The 25,781-nt window shown below is 71.6% G+C and carries 39 protein-coding genes; 36 read left to right on the forward strand and 3 right to left on the reverse strand.

Annotated features, from left to right (window positions below):
- The first annotated feature begins 15 nt into the window (after positions 1–15).
- The 31 genes from rplC (at position 16) to truA (ending at position 17,557) form a co-directional block, all read left to right on the forward strand.
- The gene (gene rplC, locus XF36_RS01170) at positions 16–702 is read left to right on the forward strand and encodes a 50S ribosomal protein L3 (RefSeq protein WP_060714323.1); all 687 of its coding nucleotides are present in this window, start codon (positions 16–18) and stop codon (positions 700–702) included.
- A complete protein-coding gene (gene rplD, locus XF36_RS01175) occupies positions 699–1,373 on the forward strand; it encodes a 50S ribosomal protein L4 (RefSeq protein ID WP_020622938.1) in 675 nt (224 codons plus the stop codon). Before rplC ends, rplD begins: the two co-directional genes overlap by 4 nt.
- A complete protein-coding gene (gene rplW, locus XF36_RS01180; RefSeq protein WP_060710546.1) occupies positions 1,370–1,669 on the forward strand; it encodes a 50S ribosomal protein L23 in 300 nt (99 codons plus the stop codon). Before rplD ends, rplW begins: the two co-directional genes overlap by 4 nt.
- Before the next feature lie 16 nt (positions 1,670–1,685).
- Positions 1,686–2,519 carry a 50S ribosomal protein L2 gene (gene rplB, locus XF36_RS01185; protein WP_060710547.1) on the forward strand — a complete coding sequence of 278 codons (834 nt, stop codon included), beginning with the start codon at positions 1,686–1,688 and terminating at the stop codon, positions 2,517–2,519.
- A 15-nt stretch (positions 2,520–2,534) separates the two neighbouring features.
- Entirely contained in the window at positions 2,535–2,816 is a 282-nt protein-coding gene (rpsS, locus tag XF36_RS01190; protein WP_020622935.1) for a 30S ribosomal protein S19, read from the forward strand.
- Between the two features lie 37 nt (positions 2,817–2,853).
- Positions 2,854–3,270, forward strand: coding sequence for a 50S ribosomal protein L22 (gene rplV / locus XF36_RS01195; RefSeq protein ID WP_043277206.1), 417 nt, complete (start codon positions 2,854–2,856; stop codon positions 3,268–3,270).
- Positions 3,270–4,115, forward strand: a complete 846-nt coding sequence (gene rpsC / locus XF36_RS01200) for a 30S ribosomal protein S3 (RefSeq protein WP_020622933.1) — start codon at positions 3,270–3,272, stop codon at positions 4,113–4,115. The genes rplV and rpsC overlap by 1 nt, the downstream gene beginning before the upstream one ends.
- Positions 4,116–4,118: 3 nt before the next feature.
- Positions 4,119–4,538, forward strand: coding sequence for a 50S ribosomal protein L16 (rplP, locus tag XF36_RS01205; protein ID WP_020622932.1), 420 nt, complete (start codon positions 4,119–4,121; stop codon positions 4,536–4,538).
- Complete coding sequence (gene rpmC / locus XF36_RS01210) at positions 4,538–4,783, forward strand: 50S ribosomal protein L29 (protein ID WP_060710548.1); 246 nt, start codon at positions 4,538–4,540, stop codon at positions 4,781–4,783. The genes rplP and rpmC overlap by 1 nt, the downstream gene beginning before the upstream one ends.
- Before the next feature lie 80 nt (positions 4,784–4,863).
- The gene (gene rpsQ / locus XF36_RS01215) at positions 4,864–5,067 is read left to right on the forward strand and encodes a 30S ribosomal protein S17 (protein ID WP_233147801.1); all 204 of its coding nucleotides are present in this window, start codon (positions 4,864–4,866) and stop codon (positions 5,065–5,067) included.
- Between the two features lie 8 nt (positions 5,068–5,075).
- Positions 5,076–5,444, forward strand: coding sequence for a 50S ribosomal protein L14 (rplN, locus tag XF36_RS01220; protein WP_010228481.1), 369 nt, complete (start codon positions 5,076–5,078; stop codon positions 5,442–5,444).
- 13 nt (positions 5,445–5,457) lie between these two features.
- Positions 5,458–5,784, forward strand: a complete 327-nt coding sequence (rplX, locus tag XF36_RS01225) for a 50S ribosomal protein L24 (RefSeq protein ID WP_043277204.1) — start codon at positions 5,458–5,460, stop codon at positions 5,782–5,784.
- A gap of 1 nt (position 5,785) precedes the next feature.
- Positions 5,786–6,349, forward strand: a complete 564-nt coding sequence (gene rplE / locus XF36_RS01230; protein ID WP_020622928.1) for a 50S ribosomal protein L5 — start codon at positions 5,786–5,788, stop codon at positions 6,347–6,349.
- Positions 6,350–6,353: 4 nt separating this feature from the next.
- The gene (locus XF36_RS01235) at positions 6,354–6,539 is read left to right on the forward strand and encodes a type Z 30S ribosomal protein S14 (RefSeq protein ID WP_020622927.1); all 186 of its coding nucleotides are present in this window, start codon (positions 6,354–6,356) and stop codon (positions 6,537–6,539) included.
- Positions 6,540–6,660: 121 nt separating this feature from the next.
- Positions 6,661–7,059 (forward strand): 30S ribosomal protein S8, encoded by a 399-nt coding sequence (rpsH, locus tag XF36_RS01240; protein ID WP_060710549.1) that lies wholly within the window; start codon positions 6,661–6,663, stop codon positions 7,057–7,059.
- Positions 7,060–7,076: 17 nt separating this feature from the next.
- Positions 7,077–7,616, forward strand: coding sequence for a 50S ribosomal protein L6 (rplF, locus tag XF36_RS01245; RefSeq protein WP_060710550.1), 540 nt, complete (start codon positions 7,077–7,079; stop codon positions 7,614–7,616).
- Positions 7,617–7,660: 44 nt separating this feature from the next.
- Complete coding sequence (rplR, locus tag XF36_RS01250; RefSeq protein WP_145981557.1) at positions 7,661–8,029, forward strand: 50S ribosomal protein L18; 369 nt, start codon at positions 7,661–7,663, stop codon at positions 8,027–8,029.
- 34 nt (positions 8,030–8,063) lie between these two features.
- Positions 8,064–8,699, forward strand: coding sequence for a 30S ribosomal protein S5 (rpsE, locus tag XF36_RS01255; protein ID WP_020622923.1), 636 nt, complete (start codon positions 8,064–8,066; stop codon positions 8,697–8,699).
- A gap of 5 nt (positions 8,700–8,704) precedes the next feature.
- Positions 8,705–8,890 carry a 50S ribosomal protein L30 gene (rpmD, locus tag XF36_RS01260; RefSeq protein ID WP_020622922.1) on the forward strand — a complete coding sequence of 62 codons (186 nt, stop codon included), beginning with the start codon at positions 8,705–8,707 and terminating at the stop codon, positions 8,888–8,890.
- 17 nt (positions 8,891–8,907) lie between these two features.
- On the forward strand, positions 8,908–9,348 hold the full coding sequence (gene rplO / locus XF36_RS01265; protein ID WP_060714324.1) for a 50S ribosomal protein L15: 441 nt from the start codon (positions 8,908–8,910) through the stop codon (positions 9,346–9,348).
- A 280-nt stretch (positions 9,349–9,628) separates the two neighbouring features.
- On the forward strand, positions 9,629–10,939 hold the full coding sequence (gene secY, locus XF36_RS01270; RefSeq protein WP_060710552.1) for a preprotein translocase subunit SecY: 1,311 nt from the start codon (positions 9,629–9,631) through the stop codon (positions 10,937–10,939).
- A gap of 129 nt (positions 10,940–11,068) precedes the next feature.
- Complete coding sequence (locus XF36_RS01275) at positions 11,069–11,626, forward strand: adenylate kinase (RefSeq protein ID WP_060710553.1); 558 nt, start codon at positions 11,069–11,071, stop codon at positions 11,624–11,626.
- A 54-nt stretch (positions 11,627–11,680) separates the two neighbouring features.
- Entirely contained in the window at positions 11,681–12,526 is an 846-nt protein-coding gene (gene map / locus XF36_RS01280; RefSeq protein ID WP_060710554.1) for a type I methionyl aminopeptidase, read from the forward strand.
- A gap of 286 nt (positions 12,527–12,812) precedes the next feature.
- Positions 12,813–13,034 (forward strand): translation initiation factor IF-1, encoded by a 222-nt coding sequence (gene infA / locus XF36_RS01285; protein WP_010228514.1) that lies wholly within the window; start codon positions 12,813–12,815, stop codon positions 13,032–13,034.
- Between the two features lie 61 nt (positions 13,035–13,095).
- Positions 13,096–13,209, forward strand: a complete 114-nt coding sequence (rpmJ, locus tag XF36_RS01290; protein ID WP_020622917.1) for a 50S ribosomal protein L36 — start codon at positions 13,096–13,098, stop codon at positions 13,207–13,209.
- Positions 13,210–13,384: 175 nt separating this feature from the next.
- A complete protein-coding gene (rpsM, locus tag XF36_RS01295; RefSeq protein WP_020622916.1) occupies positions 13,385–13,765 on the forward strand; it encodes a 30S ribosomal protein S13 in 381 nt (126 codons plus the stop codon).
- Positions 13,765–14,172: a 30S ribosomal protein S11 gene (gene rpsK, locus XF36_RS01300; protein WP_020622915.1), complete on the forward strand. Its 408-nt coding sequence runs from the start codon at positions 13,765–13,767 to the stop codon at positions 14,170–14,172. The genes rpsM and rpsK overlap by 1 nt, the downstream gene beginning before the upstream one ends.
- Before the next feature lie 17 nt (positions 14,173–14,189).
- A complete protein-coding gene (gene rpsD / locus XF36_RS01305; protein ID WP_060710555.1) occupies positions 14,190–14,795 on the forward strand; it encodes a 30S ribosomal protein S4 in 606 nt (201 codons plus the stop codon).
- 91 nt (positions 14,796–14,886) lie between these two features.
- Positions 14,887–15,939: a DNA-directed RNA polymerase subunit alpha gene (locus XF36_RS01310; protein WP_060710556.1), complete on the forward strand. Its 1,053-nt coding sequence runs from the start codon at positions 14,887–14,889 to the stop codon at positions 15,937–15,939.
- A 2-nt stretch (positions 15,940–15,941) separates the two neighbouring features.
- Positions 15,942–16,664, forward strand: a complete 723-nt coding sequence (rplQ, locus tag XF36_RS01315; protein WP_060710557.1) for a 50S ribosomal protein L17 — start codon at positions 15,942–15,944, stop codon at positions 16,662–16,664.
- An 86-nt stretch (positions 16,665–16,750) separates the two neighbouring features.
- Complete coding sequence (gene truA / locus XF36_RS01320) at positions 16,751–17,557, forward strand: tRNA pseudouridine(38-40) synthase TruA (protein ID WP_202968534.1); 807 nt, start codon at positions 16,751–16,753, stop codon at positions 17,555–17,557.
- Here the strand turns inward: truA and XF36_RS01325 are convergent.
- The gene (locus tag XF36_RS01325; protein WP_060710559.1) at positions 17,485–18,078 is read right to left on the reverse strand and encodes a hypothetical protein; all 594 of its coding nucleotides are present in this window, start codon (positions 18,076–18,078) and stop codon (positions 17,485–17,487) included. The genes truA and XF36_RS01325 overlap by 73 nt on opposite strands.
- Positions 18,079–18,205: 127 nt before the next feature.
- Between XF36_RS01325 and XF36_RS01330 the strand changes: the two genes are divergently transcribed.
- From XF36_RS01330 to XF36_RS01340, 3 genes are read left to right on the forward strand one after another with little or no spacing between them, the layout of a single operon-like run.
- Positions 18,206–19,615, forward strand: a complete 1,410-nt coding sequence (locus XF36_RS01330) for a purine-cytosine permease family protein (RefSeq protein ID WP_060710560.1) — start codon at positions 18,206–18,208, stop codon at positions 19,613–19,615.
- A complete protein-coding gene (locus XF36_RS01335; RefSeq protein WP_060710561.1) occupies positions 19,612–20,541 on the forward strand; it encodes an isopenicillin N synthase family dioxygenase in 930 nt (309 codons plus the stop codon). Before XF36_RS01330 ends, XF36_RS01335 begins: the two co-directional genes overlap by 4 nt.
- Positions 20,542–20,551: 10 nt before the next feature.
- Entirely contained in the window at positions 20,552–20,995 is a 444-nt protein-coding gene (locus tag XF36_RS01340; RefSeq protein WP_060710562.1) for a nucleoside deaminase, read from the forward strand.
- Between the two features lie 3 nt (positions 20,996–20,998).
- On the opposite strand, the gene XF36_RS01345 is transcribed toward XF36_RS01340, so the two are convergent.
- Positions 20,999–21,652, reverse strand: a complete 654-nt coding sequence (locus tag XF36_RS01345; RefSeq protein WP_238589062.1) for a TetR/AcrR family transcriptional regulator — start codon at positions 21,650–21,652, stop codon at positions 20,999–21,001.
- Positions 21,653–21,782: 130 nt separating this feature from the next.
- On the opposite strand from XF36_RS01345, the gene XF36_RS01350 reads away from it, so the two are divergent.
- Positions 21,783–22,688, forward strand: a complete 906-nt coding sequence (locus tag XF36_RS01350; protein ID WP_060710563.1) for a metal-dependent hydrolase — start codon at positions 21,783–21,785, stop codon at positions 22,686–22,688.
- Between the two features lie 117 nt (positions 22,689–22,805).
- Positions 22,806–24,236: a type VII secretion protein EccB gene (gene eccB, locus XF36_RS01355; protein WP_060710564.1), complete on the forward strand. Its 1,431-nt coding sequence runs from the start codon at positions 22,806–22,808 to the stop codon at positions 24,234–24,236.
- Between the two features lie 145 nt (positions 24,237–24,381).
- Here eccB and mycP read toward each other — a convergent pair whose 3' ends face one another.
- The gene (mycP, locus tag XF36_RS01360; protein WP_082375087.1) at positions 24,382–25,755 is read right to left on the reverse strand and encodes a type VII secretion-associated serine protease mycosin; all 1,374 of its coding nucleotides are present in this window, start codon (positions 25,753–25,755) and stop codon (positions 24,382–24,384) included.
- Positions 25,756–25,781: the final 26 nt, after the last annotated feature.

A 25,781-nucleotide genomic window follows, 5' to 3' on the forward strand; every position in this document is an offset into this window, starting at 1 on the left:
GGCGGGGTGGAGACGATGACTGCTGCATTCAAGAAGACGACTGCCACCAAGCAGACGAAGAAGGTCACCGGCCTCCTGGGCACCAAGCTCGGGATGACCCAGTTGTTCGACGAGAACAACCGCATCGTGCCGGTCACCGTGGTCCAGCTCGGACCGAACGTCGTGACGCAGGTGCGCTCGCAGGAGACCGACGGCTACACCGCCGTCCAGCTGGCCTACGGGGCCATCGACCCGCGCAAGGTGAACAAGCCGGAGTCCGGCCACTTCGCCAAGGTCGGCGTCACCCCCCGTCGCCACGTCCTGGAGCTCCGCACCTCCGACGCCGCCGAGTACACCACCGGCCAGGAGGTCACCGTCGAGGCGTTCGCCGAGGTGGCCGAGGTCGACGTGGTGGGCGTGACCAAGGGCAAGGGCTTCGCCGGTGTCATGAAGCGCCACGGGTTCAAGGGCCTGGGCGCCTCGCACGGCACGCAGCGCAAGCACCGTTCGCCGGGCTCCATCGGCGGCTGCGCCACCCCGGGCCGCGTGTTCAAGGGTGTGCGGATGGCCGGCCGGATGGGTTCCGACCGCCAGACCACGCAGAACCTGAAGGTCCACCGGGTGGACGCCGAGCGCGGGCTGCTGCTCGTCAAGGGCGCCGTCCCCGGTCCGCGCGGTGGCCTCGTCGTGGTGAAGACCCCCGCGAAGGGTGATGGCAAGTGAGCACCGTGCAGATCAAGACCCCCGAGGGTTCCGCCTCCGGCAGCGTCGAGCTCCCGGACCACGTCTTCGACGTGACGGCGAACATCGCCCTCATGCACCAGGTGGTGACCGCGCAGCTCAACGCCGCGCGTCAGGGCACGCACGACGTGAAGGGTCGCGGCGAGGTCCGCGGCGGTGGCAAGAAGCCGTACCGGCAGAAGGGCACCGGTCGCGCCCGTCAGGGCTCGATCCGCGCGCCGCAGTTCGCCGGTGGTGGCATCGTCCACGGCCCGACCCCGCGCGACTACTCGCAGCGGACCCCGAAGAAGATGAAGGCCGCCGCCCTGCGTGGCGCCCTCTCCGACCGGGCCCGCGCCGGAGCCGTGCACGTCGTGTCCGCCTTCGCCGAGGGTGACGCGCCGTCGACCAAGTCCGCCCGCAAGGTGATCGAGGCCGTCGTGCCCGACGCCCGCCGGGTGCTCGCGGTCGTCGAGCGTTCCGCCGAGAACGCCCTGCTGAGCCTGCGCAACCTGCCGCAGGTCCACCTGATCGCGCCCGACCAGCTGAACACCCACGACGTGCTCGTCAACGACGTCGTGCTGTTCACGCAGGCGGCGCTGGACGAGTTCCTGGCCGGCCCGATCGCGAAGCCGAAGGCTGCCGGCCGCCGCGCTGAGGAGGCCGACAAGTGATCGCGGACCCGCGGGACGTGCTGCTCGCGCCGGTCGTCTCGGAGAAGAGCTACGGGCTGCTCGACGAGCGCCAGTACACCTTCGTCGTGGCACCGGACGCGAACAAGACCCAGATCAAGATCGCCGTGGAGAAGGTGTTCGGGGTCAAGGTGACCAGCGTGAACACGCTGAACCGCCCGGGCAAGCGCAAGCGCTCCCGCACCGGCTACGGCAAGCGCAAGGACACCAAGCGCGCGATCGTCACGCTCTCCGAGGAGAGCAAGGCGATCGACGTCTTCGGTGGCCCGGCGAGCTGAGGGAGCGAGCTGACCCATGGCCATTCGTAAGTACAAGCCGACCACCCCGGGCCGTCGTGGCTCGAGCGTGTCGGACTTCGCCGAGATCACCCGCGACACCCCCGAGAAGTCGCTGCTGCGTCCGCTGCACAACAAGGGCGGCCGCAACGTGCACGGGCGGATCACCACCCGTCACCAGGGGGGCGGGCACAAGCGCGCCTACCGTCTGATCGACTTCCGTCGTCACGACAAGGACGGCGTGCCGGCGAAGGTCGCGCACATCGAGTACGACCCGAACCGCACCTCGCGGATCGCACTGCTGCACTACGCCGACGGCGAGAAGCGCTACATCATCGCGCCGGCGAAGCTCAAGCAGGGGGACAAGATCGAGAACGGTCCCCGGGCCGACATCAAGGTGGGTAACAACCTGCCGCTGCGCAACATCCCGACGGGCACCGTGGTGCACGCGATCGAGCTCCGCCCCGGTGGCGGCGCGAAGATCGCGCGCTCGGCCGGTGTCGGCGTCCAGCTGGTCGCCAAGGACGGGCCCTACGCGCAGCTGCGGATGCCCTCCGGCGAGATCCGCTACGTCGACGTGCGCTGCCGCGCCACCGTCGGCGAGGTGGGCAACTCGGAGCACGCCAACATCAACTGGGGCAAGGCCGGCCGTATGCGGTGGAAGGGCAAGCGCCCGACCGTCCGTGGTGTCGTCATGAACCCGGTGGACCACCCGCACGGTGGTGGTGAGGGCAAGACCTCCGGTGGCCGCCACCCGGTGAACCCGGCGGGCACGCCCGAGGGCCGTACCCGCAAGAACAAGCCGTCCGACAAGTTGATCGTCCGCCGGCGCCGTACCGGCAAGAAGCGCTGAGCAGGGAGGTAAGACATGCCGCGCAGCCTGAAGAAGGGCCCCTTCGTGGACGACCACCTGCTCAAGAAGGTGGACGCCCTCAACGAGTCCGGCAAGAAGACCGTGATCCGCACGTGGTCCCGTCGGTCCACGATCATCCCGGACATGATCGGTCACACCATCGCGGTGCACGACGGCCGCAAGCACGTCCCGGTCTTCGTCTCCGACTCGATGGTCGGGCACAAGCTGGGCGAGTTCGCCCCGACCCGCACGTTCCGGGGTCACATCAAGGACGACCGCAAGGCGCGTCGGCGCTAGAAGCCGGCCCGAGTAGCGACAAGGAGAGGTGGAGAAGATGGCAGACACTGCCGAGACCACCGGCGCTGCGCTCGAGCCGACTCGTGCGCGCGCCGTGGCACGGTTCGTCCGTAGCTCGCCGATGAAGACCCGCCGCGTCGTGGACCTGGTCCGCGGCCTGCCGGTCGACGAGGCGCTGGCGATCCTGCGGTTCTCGCCGCAGGCCGCGGCGGAGCCCGTCGCGAAGGTCGTGGCGAGCGCCGCGGCCAACGCCGAGAACAACCTGGACCTGGACCCGGAGACCCTCGTGGTCGCCGTGGCGATGGTCGACGAGGGCCCGACGCTGAAGCGGATCCGGCCGCGCGCCCAGGGGCGTGCGTACCGCATCCGCAAGCGGACGAGCCACATCACCATCGAGGTCGAGTCGGTTCCGCAGAAGGCCGGCCGTCGTGGTGCGAAGGGGAGGGCCCGCTGATGGGGCAGAAGATCAACCCGCACGGCTTCCGCCTGGGCATCACCACGGACTGGAAGTCGCGCTGGTACGCCGACAAGCAGTACTCCGAGTACGTCAAGGAGGACGTCGAGATCCGCCGCATGCTCTCCAAGGGCATGGAGCGGGCCGGCATCTCCAAGGTCGAGATCGAGCGGACCCGGGACCGCGTGCGGGTGGACATCCACACCGCGCGTCCGGGCATCGTGATCGGCCGCCGTGGCGCGGAGGCCGACCGGATCCGGGGCAACCTCGAGAAGCTGACCAAGAAGCAGGTCCAGCTGAACATCCTCGAGGTCAAGAACTCCGAGTCCGACGCGCAGCTCGTCGCCCAGGGCGTCGCCGAGCAGCTGTCGAACCGGGTCGCCTTCCGGCGTGCGATGCGCAAGGCCATCCAGTCGGCCATGCGCAGCCCGCAGGTCAAGGGCATCCGGGTCCAGTGCTCGGGCCGCCTCGGCGGTGCCGAGATGTCGCGGTCGGAGTTCTACCGCGAGGGTCGGGTCCCGCTGCACACGCTGCGCGCCGACATCGACTACGGCCTGTTCGAGGCCCGGACCTCCTTCGGCCGCATCGGGGTCAAGGTCTGGATCTACAAGGGCGACGTCGTCGGCGGCCGCCGCGAGGGCGTCCCGGCCGCTGCCGAGGCCCCGGGCCGCGGTCCGCGCCGCGAGCGTCCGGCCCGGCGCCGTTCCGGTGCCTCGGGCACCACTGCGACCAGCACCGAGGCCGGGCGTGCCGCGCAGAGCGCGGGCCAGGCCGGCGGCGCCGCGACGGCGACCGCCGAGGCCCCGGCCTCCGGTGAGAACCAGAGCAACGGTGGGGAGAGCTGACCGATGCTGATCCCACGCAAGGTCAAGCACCGCAAGCAGCACCGTCCCAAGCGCAAGGGCATGGCCAGCGGTGGTACCGCGGTCACCTTCGGCGACTGGGGCATCCAGGCGCTGGAGCCGGCCTACGTGTCGAACCGACAGATCGAGTCGGCGCGTATCGCGATCAACCGGCACATCCGTCGTGGCGGGAAGATCTGGATCAACGTCTTCCCGGACATCCCGATGACCAAGAAGCCGGCCGAGGTCCGCATGGGTTCCGGTAAGGGTTCGCCCGAGAAGTGGGTCACGAACGTCAAGCCGGGCCGGGTGCTCTTCGAGATGAGCTTCCCGAACCGTGAGGTGGCGCACGAGGCTCTGACCCGTGCGATCCACAAGCTGCCCATGAAGTGCCGGATCGTGTCCCGTGAGGGTGGTGACATCTGATGGCGAGCAGTGGCAACACCAAGGCCGCCGAGCTGCGCGAGCTCTCCGACGAGGAGCTGGTCGTGCGTGTCCGGGAGGCCAAGGAGGAGCTGTTCAACCTCCGCTTCCAGACGGCCACCGGGCAGCTGGACAACAACCGGCGGCTGCGGGCCGTCCGTCACGACATCGCGCGGTGCTACACCGTCATGCGCGAGCGTGAGCTCGGCCTTTCCGCCGCACCGACCGAGAGTGAGGGCGCGGCGTGAGCAGCGATAACTCGGCTGAGACGAAGAACGAGGAGCGCGGGGAGCGCAAGGTCCGCGAGGGCCTGGTCGTGTCCGACAAGATGGAGAAGACGATCGTCGTCTCCCTCGAGGACCGGGTGAAGCACCCCCTGTACGGCAAGGTCATCCGCCGGACCAGCAAGGTCAAGGCGCACGACGAGGGGAACACCGCCGGTATCGGCGACCGTGTCCGCCTCATGGAGACCCGCCCGCTGTCGGCGACCAAGCGCTGGCGGCTGGTGGAGATCCTCGAGAAGGCCAAGTAGGAGTCGAAGTGATCCAGCAGGAGTCGCGGCTGCGCGTCGCCGACAACACCGGTGCCAAGGAGATCCTGTGCATCCGGGTGCTGGGCGGCTCCGCGCGGCGCTACGCCGGGATCGGCGACGTCATCGTCGCCACGGTCAAGGAGGCCATCCCCGGCGCCGGCGTGAAGCGTGGTGACGTCGTCAAGGCGGTCATCGTGCGCACCAAGAAGGAGAAGCGCCGTCCCGACGGCAGCTACATCCGTTTCGACGAGAACGCCGCCGTCCTGATCAAGGCGGACAACGGACCTCGGGGGACCCGTATCTTCGGCCCGGTCGGGCGCGAGCTGCGCGACCGCAAGTTCATGAGGATCATCTCCCTGGCCCCGGAGGTGCTCTGACATGAAGGCGAAGATGAAGGTCAAGAAGGGCGACACCGTTCTGGTGATCGCCGGCAAGGACAAGGGTGCACGGGGCAAGGTCATCGCGGCCTACCCGGAGCGCCAGCGCGTGCTGGTCGAGGGCGTGAACCGGATCAAGAAGCACACCCGGATCAGCCAGAACCAGCGCGGGGCCGAGAGCGGCGGGATCGTCACCCAGGAGGCCGCCATCCATGTCTCGAACGTGATGGTGTGCGACTCCGACGGCAAGCCGACCCGCATCGGCAAGAAGACCGTCGAGGGCGAGGACGGCACCACCCGCCGCGTCCGGATCTCCAGGCGCAACGGGAAGGAGATCTGAGATGACCACGGCTGAGAAGACCCTGCCGAGGCTCAAGCAGCGTTACCGCGACGAGATCCTCGACAAGCTCCGCGAGGAGTTCGGCTACACCAACGTCATGCAGATCCCCGGCCTGACCAAGGTCGTGGTGAACATGGGTGTCGGTGACGCCGCCCGCGACTCGAAGCTGATCGACGGTGCGCTGCGCGACCTGGCCACCATCACCGGCCAGAAGCCGCAGCTGCGTCGCGCCACCAAGTCCATCGCGCAGTTCAAGCTGCGTGAGGGCATGCCGATCGGTGCGAAGGTGACTCTTCGCAACGACCGGATGTGGGAGTTCCTCGACCGGCTGCTGACCATCGCGCTGCCCCGTATCCGCGACTTCCGCGGCCTCGAGAGCAACCAGTTCGACGGGCGTGGCAACTACACGTTCGGCCTGAACGAGCAGTCGATGTTCCACGAGATCGACCCGGATTCCATCGACCGGCCGCGGGGCATGGACATCACGGTCGTGACCACCGCGACCACGAACGCCGAGGGCCGGGCGCTGCTGCGCCACCTGGGCTTCCCGTTCAAGGAGAGCTGAGCGAATGGCGAAGAAGGCGCTCATCAACAAGGCGAACGCGAAGCCGAAGTTCGCCGTGCGGGGTTACACCCGTTGCAACAAGTGCGGTCGGCCGCGTGCCGTGTTCCGCAAGTTCGGCCTCTGCCGCGTGTGCCTGCGAGACATGGCGCACGCCGGCGAGCTGCCGGGTGTGAGCAAGTCCAGCTGGTGATCCGACCGCCCCGCGTCCGCGGGGCAGCGGATCCGATCGCCGCAGGCCCGCATCGACGCGGTGCCCCGCACAGGGGCACCGCGCCGGTACGAGGAACCACGGCGGGAAAGAGACATACACCATGACGATGACCGATCCGATCGCAGACATGTTGACCCGTCTGCGGAACGCGAACTCGGCCTACCACGACCGCGTCGTGATGCCCCACTCGAAGCTGAAGGTCGCCATTGCGGAGATCCTTCAGAAGGAGGGCTACATCGCGGCACACCACACCGAGGACGCCGAGGTCGGCAAGTCCCTGGTCGTCGAGCTGAAGTACGGCCGCAACCGTGAGCGCAGCGTCGCCGGTCTGCGCCGGGTGTCCAAGCCCGGTCTGCGTGTGTACGCGAAGTCGACGAACCTGCCGCGGGTCCTGGGGGGCCTCGGCATCGCGATCATCTCGACCTCTCGGGGTCTGATGACCGACCAGCAGGCCTACCGGAGCGGCGTGGGCGGGGAAGTCCTCGCCTACGTCTGGTGAGAGAGGGGTAACGAACGATGTCGCGCATCGGAAAGCTGCCCATCACCGTCCCGTCGGGCGTGGAGATCACCATCGACGGCCGCACGGTCACCGCGAAGGGCCCCAAGGGCACCCTCTCGCACACCGCTGTCGAGCCGATCACGATCGAGCGTGACGACGACGGCACGGTGCTGGTGAAGCGCCCGAACGAGGAGCGTGAGGTGCGGGCCTACCACGGCCTGACCCGCTCCCTCGTCAACAACATCGTGGTCGGCGTCAGCGCCGGCTACGAGAAGAAGCTGGACATCCACGGCGTGGGTTACCGCGTGCAGCTGAAGGGCAAGAACCTTGAGTTCGCCCTGGGCTACTCGCACCCGGTCGTCATCGAGCCGGCGGAGGGCATCACCTTCGCGGTCGAGTCGCCGACCCGGTTCTCGGTCTCCGGCATCGACAAGCAGCTGGTCGGCGAGACCGCTGCCAACATCCGGAAGCTGCGCCGCCCCGACCCGTACAAGGGCAAGGGTGTGCGGTACGCCGGCGAGCAGGTCCGCCGCAAGGTCGGAAAGACGGGTAAGTGATGGCCGAGACGAACGAGACGGTGTCGGGTGCCGCCCGCCGCCGGATGGCGTCCCAGGTGGCGCGCAAGCGCCGCGACTCGCGCATCCGCCGGCACGCCCGGCTCCGGAAGAAGATCTCCGGGACGCCGGTGCGTCCGCGGCTGGCGGTCAACCGCTCCTCGCGGCACATCACCGTCCAGCTGATCGACGACCTGGCGGGCCACACGCTGGCCTTCGCGTCCTCCCTGGACGCCGAGGTGCGTGGCGTCGAGGGCGACAAGAAGGCCAAGGCTGCCAAGGTCGGCGAGCTCATCGCCGCTCGGGCCAAGGATGCGGGCATCTCCGCGGTCGTGTTCGACCGCGGCGGGCTGGCCTACCACGGCCGGATCGCGGCCCTGGCCGACGCCGCCCGCGAGGGAGGCCTGGAGTTCTGATGAACCAGACCGAGAAGATCGAAGGGACTGTCTGATGCCGGGACGTACGCGGCGTGACGGCGGAGCCCCGGGTGGCAGCGGTGGGAACGACAACCGCAACAACCGGGACCGCCGGGACGGTGGCCGTGGCGGGGCGGCCCAGGACAAGACCCCGTACATCGAGCGGCTGGTCACGATCAACCGCGTGGCCAAGGTCGTCAAGGGCGGCCGCCGGTTCAGCTTCACCGCGCTGATGATCGTCGGCGACGGTGACGGCCTGGTGGGCGTCGGCTACGGCAAGGCCAAGGAGGTGCCGGCCGCGATCGCCAAGGGCGTGGAGGAGGCGAAGAAGAACTTCTTCCGCGTCCCCCGCATCGGCGGCACGATCGTGCACCGTGTGCAGGGTGAGGCCGCCGCCGGCGTCGTCATGCTGCGCCCGGCCTCCCCGGGTACCGGTGTCATCGCCGGCGGCCCGGTCCGCGCGGTGCTGGAGTGCGCGGGGATCTCGGACATCCTGTCCAAGTCCCTCGGCTCCGACAACGCCATCAACATCGTGCACGCCACGGTGGCGGCGCTTCAGTCGGTGCAGCGTCCGGAGGAGGTCGCGGCCCGCCGCGGTCTGCCGCTGGAGGACGTCGCCCCGGCGAGCATGATGCGCCAGCGCGCCGAGGCCGACGCGGCGAAGGTGTGAGCGACATGGCCACGTGGAAGATCACCCAGGTGAAGAGCCGGATCGGGACCAAACAGAACCAGCGCGACACGCTGCGTTCGCTCGGTCTGCGCAAGATCCGGCAGTCGGTGGTGCGTGAGGCGGACCCGCAGACCCGCGGTTACGTCCACACCGTGCGCCACCTCGTGACGGTGGAGGAGGTGCAGCCGTGAGCGAGAACGAGAACTCCGTGATCAAGCTGCACGACCTGCGGCCGGCCCCGGGCTCGAAGAAGGCGCGGACCCGTGTGGGTCGCGGTGAGGGCTCCAAGGGCAAGACCGCCGGTCGCGGTACCAAGGGCACCAAGGCCCGCAAGACGGTGTCCCCGCGCTTCGAGGGCGGGCAGATGCCGCTGCACATGCGGCTCCCGAAGCTCAAGGGCTTCAAGAACCGCTTCAAGGTCGAGTACCAGGTCGTGAACGTCGGCGAGCTGGCCGTCCTGTTCCCGCAGGGTGGCGAGATCGGCCCGGCCGAGCTGGTCGAGGCGGGCGCGGTGCGCAAGAACCAGCTCGTGAAGGTCCTCGGCGAGGGCGAGCTCTCGGGCGTCGCCCTGACCGTGAAGGCCCACAAGTTCTCCGCGTCCGCGCGCGAGAAGATCTCGGCGGCGGGCGGCTCCGTCTCCGAGCTGTAGAACCCACCGCACGTCCCCCGGCGCCGTCCGTGGTGCCGGGTCCACCCCAGGTGGACCCGGCCCGTGGGCGGCGCCGAGGCGTTTCCGGGCCGCTGTTACAGTCACGTCCGGACCGAGTGTCCACCGATTACCTGGCGCGCCTCGAGGCGCGCAGCCCCCGCCGGTACACACCGGCCCGGGTGTCCCGCGAGGCGCGGAACGCGCGTCGACCAACCCGGCCGACCCCTCAGGGGCCGGCGCAGGCGGTGTCGGGCCGCCGACGTCGTAGGAGGATCACCGAGTGCTCAGCGCAGTCCGGGCGGCCCTGACCACGCCGGATCTCCGCAGGAAGATCCTCTTCACGCTGGCGATCGTGGCGGTGTACCGGCTCGGGGCGAACATCCCCTCGCCGGGGGTGTCGTACCCCAACATCCAGGAATGTGTCCGTCAGGTCGAGGGCGGCGACAACGCCAGCGTCTACTCCTTGATCAACCTGTTCTCCGGCGGGGCACTGCTCCAGCTGTCGATCTTCGCGCTGGGCATCATGCCCTACATCACCGCGAGCATCATCGTGCAGCTGCTGCAGGTCGTCATCCCGCGGTTCGAGCAGTTGAAGAAGGAAGGCCAGTCCGGCCAGGCCAAGCTCACGCAGTACACGCGGTACCTGACGATCGGCATCGCCGTGCTGCAGGCCACCGGCTTCGTGGCGCTGGCCGAGCGCGGTCAGCTGTTCCAGGGCTGTGCGCTGCCGATCATCCCGGACTCGTCGGTCTTCACCCTGATCGTCATCGTGATCGTGATGGTCGCCGGGACGACGGTGGTGATGTGGCTGGGCGAGCAGGTCACCGAGCGCGGCATCGGCAACGGCATGTCACTGCTCATCTTCGCCTCGATCGCGCACCGCATCCCCGCCGAGGGCCGGCTGATCCTGGAGAACTCCGGCGGCCTGGTATTCGCCGGTGTCTGCGTCTTCGGGCTCGCGATCATCGCCAGCGTCGTGTTCGTGGAGAACGGCCAGCGCCGGATCCCGGTGCAGTACGCCAAGCGCATGGTCGGCCGGCGCATGTACGGCGGCACCTCGACCTACCTGCCGCTGAAGGTCAACCAGGCCGGCGTCGTGCCGGTGATCTTCGGCAGCTCGCTGCTCTACCTGCCCGACCTGGTCGCCCGGCTCGCCGGGAACGACGGCGGCTGGTTCCAGCAGTTCGTGCAGACCTATCTCGTCGATCAGTCCAATCCCGTGCACATCGTGTTGTACGTAGCACTGATCATCTTCTTCACGTACTTCTACGTCGGCATCACGTTCAACCCCGACGAGCGCGCCGAGGACATGAAGAAGTACGGCGGGTTCATCCCGGGCATCCGCCCGGGCCGGCCCACCGCGGAGTACCTGAACTTCGTGCTCAGCCGCATCACGCTGCCGGGATCGCTGTACCTGGGGCTCATCGCGGTGCTCCCGAACTTCTTCCTCGGGATCACCGGTAGCGGCCAGAACCAGAACTTCCCGTTCGGCGGCACGGCCGTGCTGATCATGGTCACCGTGGGCCTCGACACCCTGAAGCAGATCGAGAGCCAGCTCATGCAGCGTAACTACGAAGGTTTCCTGCGTTAGGCTCGCCGCAACGTGGCCGAGCGGGAACCCCGGTGCGGGGCCCCGGCCCCGATTGTGGTGCCTTGGGCATCGTGTGCCGGCGAGGACGCCGGCGCCATGGACGACAAGACTTCAGGAGGTCGGGTTCTCGTGCGACTCGTTCTGGTGGGACCGCCCGGTGCCGGCAAGGGGACCCAGGCTGAGCAGATGGCCAAGCGGCTCGACGTCCCGCACATCTCGACCGGGGACCTGTTCCGGGCGAACCTGCGGGACGAGACCGAGCTCGGTCGTGAGGCGAAGCGCTACATGGACGCCGGGGACCTGGTCCCCGACGAGGTGACCGTCGGGATGGTGCGCGACCGGCTCGGCGACGCCGACACCGCGAACGGCTTCATCCTCGACGGCTTCCCGCGCAACGTGGCGCAGGCGGACTCCCTGAAGAAGATCCTGTCCGAGAAGGGGCTGGAGCTCGACGCCGTCGTCCAGTTCGACGTCGACGACGAGGTCGTGGTCCAGCGGCTGCTCGGCCGCGGCCGCAGCGACGACAACGAGGACACCATCCGCAACCGGCAGCGGGTCTACCGCGAGGAGACCGCTCCGCTGCTGGACCACTACCGTGACCGGCTGGTCACGATCGACGCCGTCGGCGAGATCGACGAGATCACCGACCGGGTCTTCTCGGCGCTGCAGAACCGCAACGACGGCTGAGGACCCGGAGGGGTGCCGGAACCGGCACCACGACGGGAACCGAGGGAAGAGCACATGAACGGTCGCGGCGGCATCCGCGGGGCGATCGCCCGTTACCGGGGTCGGGACATCGAGCTCAAGACCCACGGGCAGCTCGAGGCGATGCGGGTGGCGGGCGCGCTGGTCGCGGCCACGCTGGCCGCGGTCACCGAGCACGCGAAGCCCGGGGTGAGCACGGCGGAGCTCGACGCGCTGGCCGAACAGACGATCCGCGACGGCAACGGCGTCCCCTCGTTCCTCGGCTACCACGGCTTCCCGGCGAGCATCTGCGCCTCGGTGAACGAGCAGATCGTCCACGGGATCCCGTCGCCGGGGCAGGTGCTCGCCGACGGAGACCTCATCTCGGTGGACTGCGGCGCGATCGTCGACGGCTGGCACGGCGACTCCGCCGTGACCATCGCCGTCGGCGACGTCGCACCCGCCGACCTGGCGCTGTCGGCCGCCTGCCGCGGCGCCATGGACGCCGGCATCCTCGCCGTCCGCGACGGGGCCCGACTGACCGACGTCTCCTACGCCATCCAGGAGGCGTGCCGGGCCGCCGCCGCGGCCGACCGCGCCGACTACGGGATCGTCGCCGAGTACGGCGGCCACGGCATCGGGACCTCGATGCACATGGACCCGTTCCTGCCCAACCACGGCGAGCCGGGCAAGGGCCCGCGGCTGCGCCCCGGCATGGCCCTGGCCGTCGAGCCGATGCTCGTCGCGGGGGACCCGGACACCCTGGAGCTGGAGGACGGCTGGACGGTCGTCACCGCGGCCGGCGGCCGCGCCGTGCACTGGGAGCACACCGTCGCCGTCACCGAGGACGGGCCGTGGCTGCTGACCGCGCCCGCCGGCGCACCGGACCGCCCCGGCGCCTGAGCGCCGTCCCACCGGTGTCCGACGCGCTCCGCGCGGGTACTGGTCCATGACCGGGCCGGTCCGTTACCGTCGGCGGCCCGGACGTCTACCACGCCGGTCACCCCCGCCTGCGCCGGCCTCGCACGGCCTCCGTACACTGGACCTTCGGCGCGTCGTGTGACGTCCGCTCCGTGTGCTCCGTGTACCCCACAGTGTTCCCGGTCCGGCTCCGTCCTCGTGCGCCGAACCGGTCGTCGGCACCGCTGTCGATCGGGGCAACCGACACCTGTCACGGATAGCGGAGGACATGGCCAAGAAGGACGGGGCGATCGAGGTCGAGGGCCGGGTCGTCGAACCCCTGCCGAACGCGATGTTCCGGGTGGAGCTGGAGAACGGCCACCGGGTGCTCGCACACATCAGCGGGAAGATGCGCCAGCACTACATCCGGATCCTTCCGGAGGACCGGGTGGTCGTCGAGCTGTCGCCCTACGACCTGAGCCGCGGCCGCATCGTCTACCGCTACAAGTGACGACCAGCTCCACCACGGTCGGTCGCGAGACCCACAGGAACGACACACAGAGGCAGACGACGTGAAGGTCAAGCCGAGCGTCAAGAAGATCTGCGACAAGTGCCAGGTGATCCGCCGTCACGGCCGGATCATCGTGATCTGCTCGAACCTGCGCCACAAGCAGCGCCAGGGCTGAGCAGAGCGGTACCGGTCGCGATCCTCTGATCGCGCAGCAGAAGCCCCCGATGCACCTGCCGGGCCACACGGGCCCGGTAGCACCCCCGGAACCAGGCCGGGGCCCGTTCAGCTCAGCGGCGGAACGGGACGGGCATCGGGAAGACCTGGGACGACAAACAAGGAGACAACGCCGCATGGCACGTGTTGCCGGCGTCGACCTCCCCCGCGAAAAGCGGTTGGAGATCGCGCTCACCTACATCTTCGGGGTCGGACGGACCCGGTCCAAGGAGATCCTCGAGGCCACGGCGCTGAGCCCCGACCTCCGGTCGAAGGACCTGACCGACGAGGACGTCAGCAAGCTCCGCGAGTACATCGAGGCGAACCTGCAGGTCGAGGGTGACCTGCGCCGTGAGATCCAGGCGGACATCCGCCGGAAGATCGAGATCGGTTCGTACCAGGGCATCCGTCACCGTCGCGGCCTTCCGGTCCGCGGCCAGCGCACGAAGACCAACGCGCGCGGCCGCAAGGGCCCGAAGAAGACCGTCGCCGGTAAGAAGAAGGCAGGTAAGAAGTAATGCCGCCCCGCGCACGTCAGGGTGCCGGACCCAAGAAGGTCCGCCGTCGCGAGAAGAAGAACGTCGCGCACGGTCACGCCCACATCAAGTCCACGTTCAACAACACGATCGTGTCGATCACCGACCCGACCGGTGCCGTCATCGCCTGGGCCTCGTCCGGGCACGTCGGCCTCAAGGGGTCGCGCAAGTCGACGCCGTTCGCCGCGCAGCTGGCCGCCGAGAACGCCGCCCGCAAGGCGATGGACCACGGCATGAAGAAGTGCGACGTCTTCGTCAAGGGCCCGGGCTCGGGTCGTGAGACGGCGATCCGCTCGCTGCAGGCAGCCGGCCTCGAGGTCGGCACCATTTCCGACGTGACCCCGCAGCCGCACAACGGCTGCCGCCCGCCCAAGCGGCGCCGGGTCTAGGGGAAGGGAGAACCACCATGGCTCGTTACACCGGCCCCATGACCCGCAAGTCCCGCCGACTGAAGACCGACCTCGTCGGCGGCGACCAGGCGTTCGAGCGTCGTCCTTACCCGCCCGGCCAGCACGGCCGGATCCGGATCAAGGAGACCGAGTACCTCCTGCAGCTGCAGGAGAAGCAGAAGGCCCGCTTCGGCTACGGCCTGCAGGAGAAGCAGCTCCGCGCCTACTACGAGGAGGCGCACCGCCGGGAGGGCAAGACCGGCGACGAGCTGCTGCAGATCCTCGAGTCGCGCCTCGACAACGTCGTGTACCGCGCGGGCCTCGCCCGCACCCGGCGGATGGCCCGCCAGCTGGTGAACCACGGCCACTTCCTGGTCAACGGGAAGAAGGTCGACATCCCCAGCTACCGGGTGTCGCGCTACGACATCATCGACGTCAAGGACAAGTCGCGGAACACCGACCCGTTCGTCATCGCCAAGGAGACCCAGGGCGACCGCCCGGTCCCGGCGTGGCTGCAGGTCGTCCCGTCGACCTTGCGGATCCTCGTCCACCAGCTGCCCGAGCGCGCTCAGATCGACACCCAGGTCACCGAGCAGCTCATCGTCGAGTTCTACTCGAAGTAGCTTCACCCGCCGCCGCCCCGCAGGGAGGGGCGGCGGTTCCCGCTGCGACATCAAATAGCGGTTGTCGCAGGTGCGAAGGAGGCACACACCCATGCTGATCTCTCAGCGACCCTCACTCTCCGAGGACGTCGTCACCGAGACCCGGTCGCGGTTCGTCATCGAGCCGCTGGAGCCGGGCTTCGGCTACACCCTCGGGAACTCCCTGCGCCGGACGCTGCTGTCGTCGATCCCCGGCGCCGCCGTCACGTCCATCCGGATCGACGGCGTCCTGCACGAGTTCACCACCGTGCCGGGGGTCAAGGAGGACGTCACCGACATCATCCTCAACCTCAAGGAGCTCGTCGTGAGCTCCGAGGAGGACGAGCCGGTGACGATGTACCTGCGAAAGCAGGGCCCGGGTGCGGTCACCGCGGGGGACATCGTCCCGCCCGCCGGTGTCACCGTGCACAACCCGGACCTGCACATCGCCTCGCTCAACGACAAGGGCCGGCTCGAGGTCGAGCTCGTCGTCGAGCGCGGCCGCGGGTACGTCCCGGCGATGCAGAACAAGGCGACCGGTGCCGAGATCGGCCGGATCCCGGTCGACTCGATCTACTCGCCGGTGCTGAAGGTGACCTACAAGGTCGAGGCCACGCGAGTCGAGCAGCGCACCGACTTCGACAAGCTCATCCTCGACGTCGAGTCGAAGCCGTCCATCACCCCGCGGGACGCGCTGGCCTCGTCCGGCAAGACCCTGGTCGAGCTGTTCGGCCTGGCCCGCGAGCTGAACGTGGACGCCGAGGGCATCGAGATCGGTCCCTCCCCGCAGGAGGCGGACACCATCGCGGCGTTCGCGATGCCGATCGAGGAGCTGGACCTCACGGTCCGGTCCTACAACTGCCTCAAGCGCGAGGGCATCCACACGGTCGGCGAGCTCGTCGGCCGCAGTGAGGCGGACCTGCTCGACATCCGCAACTTCGGCGCCAAGTCGATCGACGAGGTCAAGATGAAGCTCGTCGGTCTCGGCCTGGCCCTCAAGGACAGCCCGCCCGGGTTCGACCCGTCGGCGGCGGCGAGCGACTACGGCGTCGACGGTGGGAGCGGGTTCGACCCGGACACCTTCGGTGACGACGGTCAGGACTACGCAGAAACGGAGCAGTTGTAGCCATGCCCCAGCCCACCAAGGGTACCCGCCTCGGCGGGTCGCCCGCGCACCAGCGGCTGATCCTGGCCAACCTGGCGACCTCGCTGTTCGAACACGGCCGGATCACCACCACCGAGGCCAAGGCCCGGCGGTTGCGTCCGTACGCGGAGCGGCTGATCACCAAGGCCAAGGCCGGCGACCTGCACAACGGGCGCGAGATCATGAAGGTGATCCGCGACAAGTCGGTCGTGCACCGCCTCGTCACCGAGATCGGCCCGTTCTTTGCGGACCGCAACGGTGGCTACACCCGGATCACCAAGACGATGCCGCGCAAGGGCGACAACGCCCCGATGGCGGTCATCGAGCTGGTCCAGCAGAAGACGGTCACCGACGAGGCCAACCGTGCCCGTCGCGCGGCCGCCTCGCAGGAAGCCCCGGCTGCGGTCGAGGTGACCGAGGAGAAGATCGAGCAGGCGCAGGCCGACTCGACCGCGGCCGCCGAGGAGCTGAAGGCGTCCGAGACGTCCGAGGCGCCCTACGGCGAGGGCTCGCACGCCCCGCTGGAGGACCTGGCCGAGGCCCCCGAGGGCTTCGAGATCAAGGGCAACGAGGACTCGAAGCTCTACCACGTCCCCGGCTCGGCGTTCTACGACCGCACCGTGGCCGAGGTCTGGTTCGCCACCGAGGAGGCCGCCGAGGCGGCCGGCTTCGCGAAGCCGGCGTCCCAGCAGGGTTCCGACTCCTGATCGGTCCGCACCACTCCGATGAGCCCGCCGTCACCGACGGCGGGCTCATCGGCGTTTCCGGTGGTCCGGGTCCGGGCACCGTGCGGCTGCGACTCGACGTCGCCTACGACGGCACCGACTTCTCCGGGTGGGCGCAGCAGCCGACCCGGCGCACCGTGCAGGGCGTGCTCACCGAGGCACTGTCGACCGTGCTGCGCACCCCGCTGCGGCTCACCGTCGCCGGACGTACCGACGCCGGGGTGCACGCCTCAGGGCAGGTCTGTCACGTCGACCTCCCGGCGACCCTCGCCCCGCAGATCGACGGTCTGCTCCGGCGGCTGAACCGGCTGCTGCCGCCGGACGTGCGGGTGCACGACCTCGGGCAGGTGCCCGACGCCTTCGACGCCCGCTTCTCCGCGCTGCGCCGCCACTACCGTTACCGGGTCACCACGGCCCCGTTCGGTGCCGAGCCGCTGCGGGCGCGGGAGACCGTCGCCTGGCCGTACCCATTGGACCCGGTGCCGATGAACGCCGCCTCGGCGCTGCTGCTGGGCGAGCACGACTTCGCCGCGTTCTGCAAGCGCCGCGAGGGCGCGACGACCGTGCGCGCGCTGCAGCGCTTCGACTGGTCGCCCGCGCCGGGTGAGCCGGGTGTGCTCGTCGCGGCGGTCTCGGCGGACGCGTTCTGCCACTCGATGGTCCGGAGCCTGGTCGGCGCGGTGTTCGAGGTCGGCCGTGGACGCAGGCCCGTCGACTGGCCCGCGGGGCTGCTGCGCCGCGAGGTGCGTGCCTCCGAGGTGACCGTCGCGCCGCCGCACGGCCTGTCGCTGACCGGCGTCGACTACCCCGCCGACGACGAGCTCGCCGCCCGCGCCGAGCGGACCCGGCGGACCCGGGTGCCGGGCGAGGGCTGAGCAGGCCCCGTCGCGACCGGCCCGGACGCGCGGACGGGGGCGAGCGGCCTCAGTTGATCGGCCGCACCCACGCTGGGTGCGGCGGCCCGGCGACGCGGTGGGTCCAGCGGGCGTCGAGTGCCAGGGCCACCCCCCAGCCACACCAGCGACACCGACCAGCCGAGCAGGGCCAGCGAGCCGAGGACGTACAGCGGCTCGGTCGGCCCGGCGGACAGCTCGGCGGACTCGAGCAGCACCGACAGCGGGGCGCGCTCGGAGTCCTCGCTGTCGCCGAAGTCGGGCATCAGCAGCCCGCCGGCGAGCAGGGATCCGGCGCAGGCGAGGAACGGGGCCGTCACCGCGGGGGTGAGCACGCGGCGTCGGAGCACGGTGAGCGACAGGACTGTCGGGACCATCAGCAGGGCCGGACCCACCAGGGTCATGATCAGGATGATGAGGAACCAGCCCGGCGCGGTGAACCGCAGGGCCACGAAGGCCAGGAGGGCGCCGGCCTGCAGGGCCACGTTCAGGTTCGTCCGCATGCCGACGATCGTGGCGGACCGGGCCTGCCGGCGGAATCCGCAGGACTACCGACCGGACGGCCCAACCCGTGTCAACAGTCGGTTACCGAGGTTCCGTCTCGGGTGTCCCGGGAGTCAGAGTGGCCCGATGACCACCGAGAACACCGTCGGCGTGGCCGCGGACCGCGGGTACGGCGACCGCATCGTCGCCGTCGAACCGGGCTCCACCGAGCCCGTACCGGACTCCGAGCGGCACGGAAGGCCCCGCCAGCTGTTCTGGACGTGGACCTCGCCGAACCTGGAGTTCGCGACGATCTTCGTCGGCGTGCTGTCGGTGACGGCGTTCGGGCAGACGGTGCCCGCGGCGATCGCGGCGATCGTCGTCGGGAACCTGCTCGCCGCGATCGCCCACGGGATCCTGTCCGCCCGCGGACCGGCCGCCGGGGTGCCGCAGATGGTGCTGGGGCGGCTCGCCTTCGGTCACCGCGGCAACGCGCTGCCCGCCGCCCTGATGACGATCACCTCGGGCTTCGGCTGGTTCGCGGTGAACAGCGTCAGCGCCGCGTTCGCGCTGTCGGCGATCACCGGCGGCGGGACGGTCGCGTGGCTGGTGGCGGTGGTCGTCGTCCAGGTCGCCGTCGCGTTCTTCGGGCACAACCTGGTGCAGGCGTTCGAGCGGCTCGCGTTCCCGCTGCTCGCGCTCGTGCTCGGGGTCGGGGCGGTGCTGGTGCTCCTCGGGTCGGACCCGGGGGCGGCCGCGTCGCCGGACGGGGTGGGCGGGGTCGGCGGGTTCCTGCTGACCGTCGGCGCCGTCGTCGGGTACTCGGCGGGCTGGAGCCCGTATGCCGCCGACTACTCCCGTTACCTGCCCCGCTCGGTGTCGGCGCGGGCCACCGGTCTCGCTGCGGGCGGCGGCCTGTTCCTGTCCACCACGGTGTTCATGTCCGTCGGCGCGGCGTCGGTCGGGGCGGCGACCGCGGCCGGGCTCGACTCTGACAACCCGGTCGCGAACTACACCGGCCTGCTGCCCGGCTGGCTGGCCGTGCTGACCCTGGTCGCCATCGCGGTCGGGGCGGTCGCGGCGAACGTCCTCAACGTCTACTCGGGGGCGATGGCGTTCCTCGCCCTCGGCATCGACGTGCCGCTGGCGCGGGCGCGGGCCGTCGTCGCGCTGGCGTTCGGGGCGGTCGGGTTCGTGATCGCCCTGTTCGCGCTCGGCGACGCCGCGTCCGGGTACGAGGCGTTCCTGCTGGTCGTCGTGTACTGGGTCGGGCCGTGGCTCGGCGTGGTGCTCACCGACCAGTGGCTGCGCCCGACCGACCCCGATCTGCTCTACGACCGCACGTACCGCAACCACGCGGGTCCGATCGCGCTCGGCGTCGGCGTCGTCGTGTCGGTGCTGCTGTTCGCGAACCAGGAGCTGTTCACCGGGCTGGTGCCGCGGCTGCTGCCTGGGATCGGCGACGTGACCTTCCTGGTCGGACTGGTGCTCTCGGCCGGGCTCTACGCGCTGCTGGTGCGCCGCACCGCCGTCGCGACGCCCGGGGGGACGCGGTGACCGAGCTCATCCCGACCGTGGACCTGGCCGCGCCGGATCCGGCCGCGGTGGACATCGCGTTGCAACGGGCCGGGTTCCTGCAGGTCGTCGGGCACGGCGTGCCGGACGCCGCGGCGCAGGCGGTGCGGGCCGCGGCGCGCGAGTTCTTCGCGCTGCCCGAGCCGGTCAAGCACGGCTACGCGGTCGGCGTCGGCGGGCGGGGGTGGCTGCCCCCCGGTGTCGAGGCCAACGACCGCGTCGAGGGCGGCGACTCCCCGCCCGACCTCAAGGAGTCCTTCGCAGTGGGGCCCTTCGCGCCGACCGGTGACCCGGACACCGACGCGGTGTGGTTCCCGCCGAACGTCTGGCCGGCGCAGGTCCCGGCGCTGCGGGAGGCAGTGACCGCCTACTGCACGGCGATGACCCGCGTCGCGGGCGCGCTGCTGGAGCTGTGTGCGGGTGCGCTCGGGCAGGAGCCGTCGACGCTGCGCGACCTCGCGACCCACCCGACGTGGACGTTCAACATCAACCGCTACCCGCCGATGACCGAGACCGGGACACCGCTGCCCGGTCAGTTCCGGATCGGCCCGCACACCGACTTCGGCACCGTCACCCTGCTCGACCGGGAGCCCGGGGCGGGCGGGCTGCAGGTCGACGTCGAGGGGCACGGCTGGACCGACGCGCCGTACACCCCGGGTGCGCTGACGGTGAACGTCGGCGACCTGCTCGCGCACTGGACCGGGCACCGTTGGCGGGCCGGGCGGCACCGGGTGCTGCCGCCGCAGACCCACGCGCCGACCGAGGACCTGGTGTCGCTGGTGTTCTTCTTCGAGCTGGACCACGACGCGGTGGTCACGCCGCTGGCGCCGCCGCTCGGGCGGACGGCGCTGGAGCCGGTGGTGTCCGCGCCGTTCCTGCGCCAACGCCTCGACGCGATCTCGGTATAGGTTCGCGCGCATGGATCCGAGCTGGCTGGACGTCGCGGTGGAACAGGCCAGGGCCGGGCTGGCCTCGGGGGGCATCCCGATCGGCGCCGCACTCGTCGGACCGGACGGGGAGGTGCTCGGGCGCGGCCACAACCGTCGCGTGCAGGACGGCGACCCGACGGTGCACGGCGAGACCGCGGCGTTCCGCGACGCGGGCCGCCGCCGCGACTACCGGTCCACGACGATGGTCACCACGCTCTCGCCCTGCTGGTACTGCTCGGGGCTGATCCGGCAGTTCGGGATCGGCGCGGTGCTCGTGGGGGAGGCCCGGACCTTCCACGGCGGCCACGACTGGCTGGCCGAGCACGGGGTGCGCGTGCAGGTGCTCGACGACGCGCGTTGCGTGGACATGATGACCGCGTTCGTCGCCGAGCGCCCCGACCTGTGGAACGAGGACATCGGCGTCGCGGAGTAGCGCTCAGCCCGCCGTGAGCGGGACGTCCGGGTCGAGCTCGATCGCGACCTCGCGCAGCGCCGCGTCGAGCACCGACCAGACCCACCGGGCCAGGTGCTCGGCGAGCTCGTCGAGCGGCAGCGGGTCCGGCGAGGAGAGCCAGCGCTCGGTCGCCCCGTCGACCAGCCCGACCGCGCCCGCGGCCAGCGGCGCCGCGACGGTCGCGGGCAGCCCGGGGTAGCCCCCGGTCAGCAGGCCGGTCATCCGGTCGGCGATGCGGTGCCGGATGTCGGTGACGGCCGTCGTGACCCCGGCGGCGCGCAGCACGTAGCGGTAGAGCTCGGTGTGCGCGGCCAGCCACCGCACGTGCGCCGCGATGGCGGCGACGAGCATCTCCCGCGGCGTCCCGCGCGGGCTCCACACCGGTGCGAGCGCCTCGGAGTAGAGGCCCAGCGCGGCCTCGGCGATCGCGCCCTGCAGGTCCTCCAGGCCGTCGAAGTGCCGGTACAGCGCGGGCCGGGGGACCCCGGCACGACCGGCGATCTGCTCGGTCGTGGCCTCCGGTCCGTGCTCGGCGATCGCGGCCATCGCGGCCTCGACGACCTCGGCCCGCCGGGCCGCCCGCTGCCCGGCCCAGCGACGGGCGCGGCCGTCGCCGGGGGTCACGGATCCGTTCACCCGGCCATCATCCCGCTCCTGGTTGACACCGCGCCCGGCGCCACCCATGATCGGTCAGTAAGGGGTACGCGATGTACGGGATACATTCTGTACCGGATGCGACCCACTCGTCGACTACCGGAGGACCGACGTGACCGAGACGGCGACCAATGACGGAACCGGCGCACGTCCGCGCAGGCTGACCGGCGGCGACGTCGGCATCCCGCCACGTCACCTGGACTTCCGGCTGCCCGAGCAGATGGCCCGCTGGGCCTACGCCGACAACGCGACCGCGACGCTGTTCCTCGCGATGCTCTCGGCGATCTTCCCGCCGGGGGAGGACTTCTTCGTCCGCTCGGTGATCCACTTCCGGGACCGGGTGACCGAGCCTGAGCTGCGCGCCAGGGTCGCCGGGTTCACCGCGCAGGAGGTCATCCACAGCCGCGAGCACGACCGGCTCAACGAGGCGTTCCGCTCCCGCGGTTTCCCGGTGCACGTGCCGGAGGCCGCGGTCGCGCTCGGCCTGAAGGTCCTCGACCGCACCTCCCCGCGTCAGCAGCTCGCCTGCACGGCGCTGATGGAGCACTTCACCGCGGTGATGGCCGAGGACATCCTCGGCAGCGACGAGTTCGCCGAGCGGGTGCACGCCGACATCCGCGAGCTGTGGCACTGGCATGCGCTCGAGGAGCTCGAGCACAAGTCCGTGACCTGGGACGTCTACGAGCTCATCGGCACCGACGGCCCCGAGCGCGGCCGGGCCGCACCGCTGGTCGTCGCCACCGTGCTGCCCGCGGTCGTGTTCGGGTGGGTGTACCTGCTCGTGCAGCAGGGCGTCTGGCGGCGGCCGCGGGACCTGCGCGAGGGCTACCGCCTGCTGTTCGGCCGCGGCCAGTTCCTGCGCCGCGTGCTGGTCCGGATGCCCGTCTTCGGGCACCCGCGCTTCCACCCCGACCGGCACGACACCCGCGAGCTGGAGCAGCGCTGGCGCGACACCCTCTTCGGCGAGGACGGCGCCCTGGCCGAGCAGCTGCGCCGTCCCCTCCGCGAGGACTCCTGACCCGGCTCCACGGCCGCAGCACCGGCCCGAGCCGCGCGCAGCGGTCAGGTGGCGTACTTCTACGCAGCGTCCGCGGATCGGGTCCGGTCGGGCCGCGGCCGTCCTACCGTCCGTGCGGTGCGCACCGATCCCGCCCCCGCGCGCGTGCAGCGCGCCCCGGCGACCCGCGACCAGGTCGACGCCCACCGCTTCGGTGTGCGCCGGATGGAGGCCGCCCTGGTGCGGGCGGACCCGGTGCCGCGGCACGAACAGATCCGGTCCCAGCATCGGGCGGTGTTCGCCGGAGTGCTGGTCGGGCTGCTCGCGCTCGCGGTGGCGGCGTTGCTGGCCCGGGTCGACCCGGCCACCGACTGGCGTTCCCGGGCGCTGGTGCAGGGGGAGCGCGGCGGTGTGCTCTACGCCGTGCTCCGTGCTCCCGACCGGTCCGAGCTGCTCGTGCCGGTGCCCGACCCGGTCGCCGGTCGGCTGGTCCTGGCCGCGCACGGACGCGACGACGGCGCCACCGCCGTGCCCGTCCCGGTGCCCGACGACGCGCTGGCCGCGGCGCCGCGCACCGCACCCGCCGCGGTGCCCGGCACCGTCGGCGTGCCGCTCGACGGGGTCCCGGTCCCGCCCGCGTGGGCGGTCTGCGACACCCGCGGTGAGGGCGCCGGCGCCGGCACCACGACGGTGCTGGCGGGGTCGCTCGGCCCCGCCCCGGCCGGTCCGGAACCGGTCGTCCTGCTGACCGCCGAGGGCAGCGCCACCTACCTCGTCCACGACGGCGCCCGGCACCGGCTCGACCCGGCCGACCGGAACGCCCTCGACGGCCTCGGCCTGCTCGGGGCGCCCGTCCGCCGGGTCGGCGACGGTCTGCTCTCCGCGATCCCGGAGGGCGCGCCGCTGCGGGTGCCCACGCCGGAGCCGACTCCCGTCGCGGGGCTGGGGCGGAGCGGGGAGGTCGTGCGCAGCCAATCCCTCGGCGCCGGGTCGACGTACTTCCTGGTGGTCGACGGCGGGCTCGCCCGGATCCCGGTCACCCTCGCCGACGCCGTCCGCTCCCGGACCGGGCAGACCGAGCCGGCGACGCTGCCGCCCGGCCTGGTCGACGACGTCCCGCAGACCCGGGTGCCCGGTGCCGAGGCCTGGCCCGCCGCCCGGGCCGAGATGACCGCCGTGGCCGAGGTGCCGCCGGTGCTGTGCGGGACATGGCGCGAGGGGCGGCGCGCACTCGTCGGGGGGACCGAGGAGCCGGTCGCGCCCGGCGCGGTCCGGGTACGCCTGGCCGGTGCCGACGACGCCGGGCCCGCCCTCGACACCGTGGTGCTGCCGGGGACCGGTCCGGGGCCGCTGCGGACCGGGCCTGCCGACACCGGCGACGGCGACGGCGGGACGCGCCTGCTGCTCGCCACCTCCGGCGCGGTGCACGGCGTCGCGGACGCCGAGACCGGGCGGGCGCTGGGGATCGGGGTGGCGGGGGACGCCCCGGCGGAGATGGTGCGGCTGCTGCCGCGGGCGGGCGTGCTGAGCGTCGCGGCGGCGAGGGAGGTGGCGGACCTGCCGGGCTGACCGTGCGCCGCCGCGCACGGATCGGCCCCACACGGGGCGGCCCACAGGGGGTCGGCCGCGCACGGGGGCGGCGGCGACACCGGCGGGCTGCGGGCGGCTGCTGGGCGAGCGGCTGTGCAGGGCAAGGAGTGCCGGAGGCCGGAGTTCAGGGGCGCCGGGGGCGGCGCCGCAGCCCCGCCAGCGCCGCGACGAGCGCCCCGCCGACCGCCGCGACCGCCCCGACCCCGGCCACCGCCGGCAGGTCCGGCGGCGGGGTCGTCGCGCGCGGCAGCGGCGCCCGGCCCGCCCCGGGTGAGCCGGCGCGGTCGCCGGGACCGGCGGGACCGTCCGGGGTCAGGAGCAGCGGCTCGGCGGTCAGCGCGGCCCCGGGGTCGAGCACGCCGTGGCCGGTGCGGCCGTCGCCCGCGGTGGGGCGGGCCGTGGCACGCAACCGGTCGGCGACCTGGCGCGGGGTGAGCATCGGGAACCGCTCGCGCAGCAGCGCCGCGGTCCCCGCGACCAGCGGTGCCGAGTACGACGTCCCGCGGACCACCGCGCCGTCCGGTCCGGACGGGTGGGGCAGGTCCTGGCCCGGGGCGGCGAGGTCCACCCAGGGACCGGGCACGGAGAAGTCACCGGGGACGTCGTCGCCGTCGACCGCCCCGACGGCGAGGACCGAGTCGTAGGACGCGGGCAGCGGCCGCAGGTCCGGGTCGCCGGTGCAGGTGCCCGCCTCGTCGATGTTCCCGGCGGCGGCGACGACCAGCACCCCGGCCCGTTCGGCGTCGTCGACGGCCTCGCGCAGTGCGCCCCCCGCGGAGTCGACCTGCGCGGACGGCACGCACACCACCTCGGACACGTTGACGACGCTCGCACCGAGTGCGACGGCCCGGTCGATCGCCGCTGCCAGGGTGCGGATCTCGCCGGCGGGTCGCTCGGCGCCGTCGGTGCCGCGCACGGCGAACCGCCCCGAGGACTGGCGTAGCGACAGGATCCGCGCGCCGGGCGCCATGCCCGCGCCGAGCCCGGTGACGGGGTCGGCGGCCCCGGCGAGGAGCAGCGCGACGTCGGAGCCGTGGCCGTCGCAGTCGGTGAGACCGTCGCCGCCGGTGAGGTAGTCCCCGCCGCCGACGAGCCGTCCGGCCAGTCGGGGCAGCGGCGCGACCCCGGTGTCGACGACGGCGACGAGCTGCCCCGCGCCGGTCGCGAGCCCCGGTGGTGGCTGCGGGACCGCACCGCGGGCGGCGCCCGGGCCGTCGTCGCCGGGCGGGGTGCAGGCGCGGGTCTGCCGCAACCCGTCGGCCGGTCCCGGCGGCCCGGGCTCGGCGGCCGCGACGGCCGGCCGCGTCCACACCCCTTCGCCTGCTCCCACACCTGCTGCGTGGGGTGTGGCGACGCCACAGGGGGTGTGGACGGCGCAGGACATGGCGGGGGCGACGGGGCCGGGGGACCGGGGCGGGGTGGGCAGCGCGAGGACCGACGCGGCCAGCAGCGGCACCGTCAGCAGGGGTACCGCCAGCAGCGGCACCGTTCGGCGCATCGGTGCTGCCGTCGGTGGGGCGGCAG

It is taken from the genome of Pseudonocardia sp. HH130629-09 (assembly GCF_001294645.1).
Classification (GTDB): domain Bacteria; phylum Actinomycetota; class Actinomycetes; order Mycobacteriales; family Pseudonocardiaceae; genus Pseudonocardia.

Bases quoted from the DNA above. Each gene is read 5' to 3' on its own strand.
- rpsM (WP_020622916.1), top strand. From the start codon at position 13,385: ATGGCACGTGTTGCCGGCGTCGACCTCCCCCGCGAAAAGCGGTTGGAG.
- XF36_RS01340 (WP_060710562.1), top strand. From the start codon at position 20,552: ATGGATCCGAGCTGGCTGGACGTCGCGGTGGAACAGGCCAGGGCCGGG.
- rplB (WP_060710547.1), top strand. From the start codon at position 1,686: ATGGCCATTCGTAAGTACAAGCCGACCACCCCGGGCCGTCGTGGCTCG.
- rpsC (WP_020622933.1), top strand. From the start codon at position 3,270: ATGGGGCAGAAGATCAACCCGCACGGCTTCCGCCTGGGCATCACCACG.
- XF36_RS01310 (WP_060710556.1), top strand. From the start codon at position 14,887: ATGCTGATCTCTCAGCGACCCTCACTCTCCGAGGACGTCGTCACCGAG.
- XF36_RS01330 (WP_060710560.1), top strand. From the start codon at position 18,206: ATGACCACCGAGAACACCGTCGGCGTGGCCGCGGACCGCGGGTACGGC.
- map (WP_060710554.1), top strand. From the start codon at position 11,681: ATGAACGGTCGCGGCGGCATCCGCGGGGCGATCGCCCGTTACCGGGGT.
- XF36_RS01325 (WP_060710559.1), bottom strand. From the start codon at position 18,078: ATGCGGACGAACCTGAACGTGGCCCTGCAGGCCGGCGCCCTCCTGGCC.
- rplV (WP_043277206.1), top strand. From the start codon at position 2,854: ATGGCAGACACTGCCGAGACCACCGGCGCTGCGCTCGAGCCGACTCGT.
- mycP (WP_082375087.1), bottom strand. From the start codon at position 25,755: ATGCGCCGAACGGTGCCGCTGCTGGCGGTACCCCTGCTGACGGTGCCG.
- rplC (WP_060714323.1), top strand. From the start codon at position 16: ATGACTGCTGCATTCAAGAAGACGACTGCCACCAAGCAGACGAAGAAG.
- XF36_RS01235 (WP_020622927.1), top strand. From the start codon at position 6,354: ATGGCGAAGAAGGCGCTCATCAACAAGGCGAACGCGAAGCCGAAGTTC.
- rpmC (WP_060710548.1), top strand. From the start codon at position 4,538: ATGGCGAGCAGTGGCAACACCAAGGCCGCCGAGCTGCGCGAGCTCTCC.
- rpsH (WP_060710549.1), top strand. From the start codon at position 6,661: ATGACGATGACCGATCCGATCGCAGACATGTTGACCCGTCTGCGGAAC.
- rpsD (WP_060710555.1), top strand. From the start codon at position 14,190: ATGGCTCGTTACACCGGCCCCATGACCCGCAAGTCCCGCCGACTGAAG.
- rpmD (WP_020622922.1), top strand. From the start codon at position 8,705: ATGGCCACGTGGAAGATCACCCAGGTGAAGAGCCGGATCGGGACCAAA.
- rplF (WP_060710550.1), top strand. From the start codon at position 7,077: ATGTCGCGCATCGGAAAGCTGCCCATCACCGTCCCGTCGGGCGTGGAG.
- rpsE (WP_020622923.1), top strand. From the start codon at position 8,064: ATGCCGGGACGTACGCGGCGTGACGGCGGAGCCCCGGGTGGCAGCGGT.
- rplE (WP_020622928.1), top strand. From the start codon at position 5,786: ATGACCACGGCTGAGAAGACCCTGCCGAGGCTCAAGCAGCGTTACCGC.
- rpsS (WP_020622935.1), top strand. From the start codon at position 2,535: ATGCCGCGCAGCCTGAAGAAGGGCCCCTTCGTGGACGACCACCTGCTC.
- rplQ (WP_060710557.1), top strand. From the start codon at position 15,942: ATGCCCCAGCCCACCAAGGGTACCCGCCTCGGCGGGTCGCCCGCGCAC.
- rplX (WP_043277204.1), top strand. From the start codon at position 5,458: ATGAAGGTCAAGAAGGGCGACACCGTTCTGGTGATCGCCGGCAAGGAC.
- rplP (WP_020622932.1), top strand. From the start codon at position 4,119: ATGCTGATCCCACGCAAGGTCAAGCACCGCAAGCAGCACCGTCCCAAG.
- infA (WP_010228514.1), top strand. From the start codon at position 12,813: ATGGCCAAGAAGGACGGGGCGATCGAGGTCGAGGGCCGGGTCGTCGAA.
- rpsQ (WP_233147801.1), top strand. From the start codon at position 4,864: ATGGAGAAGACGATCGTCGTCTCCCTCGAGGACCGGGTGAAGCACCCC.
- rplR (WP_145981557.1), top strand. From the start codon at position 7,661: ATGGCGTCCCAGGTGGCGCGCAAGCGCCGCGACTCGCGCATCCGCCGG.
- rpsK (WP_020622915.1), top strand. From the start codon at position 13,765: ATGCCGCCCCGCGCACGTCAGGGTGCCGGACCCAAGAAGGTCCGCCGT.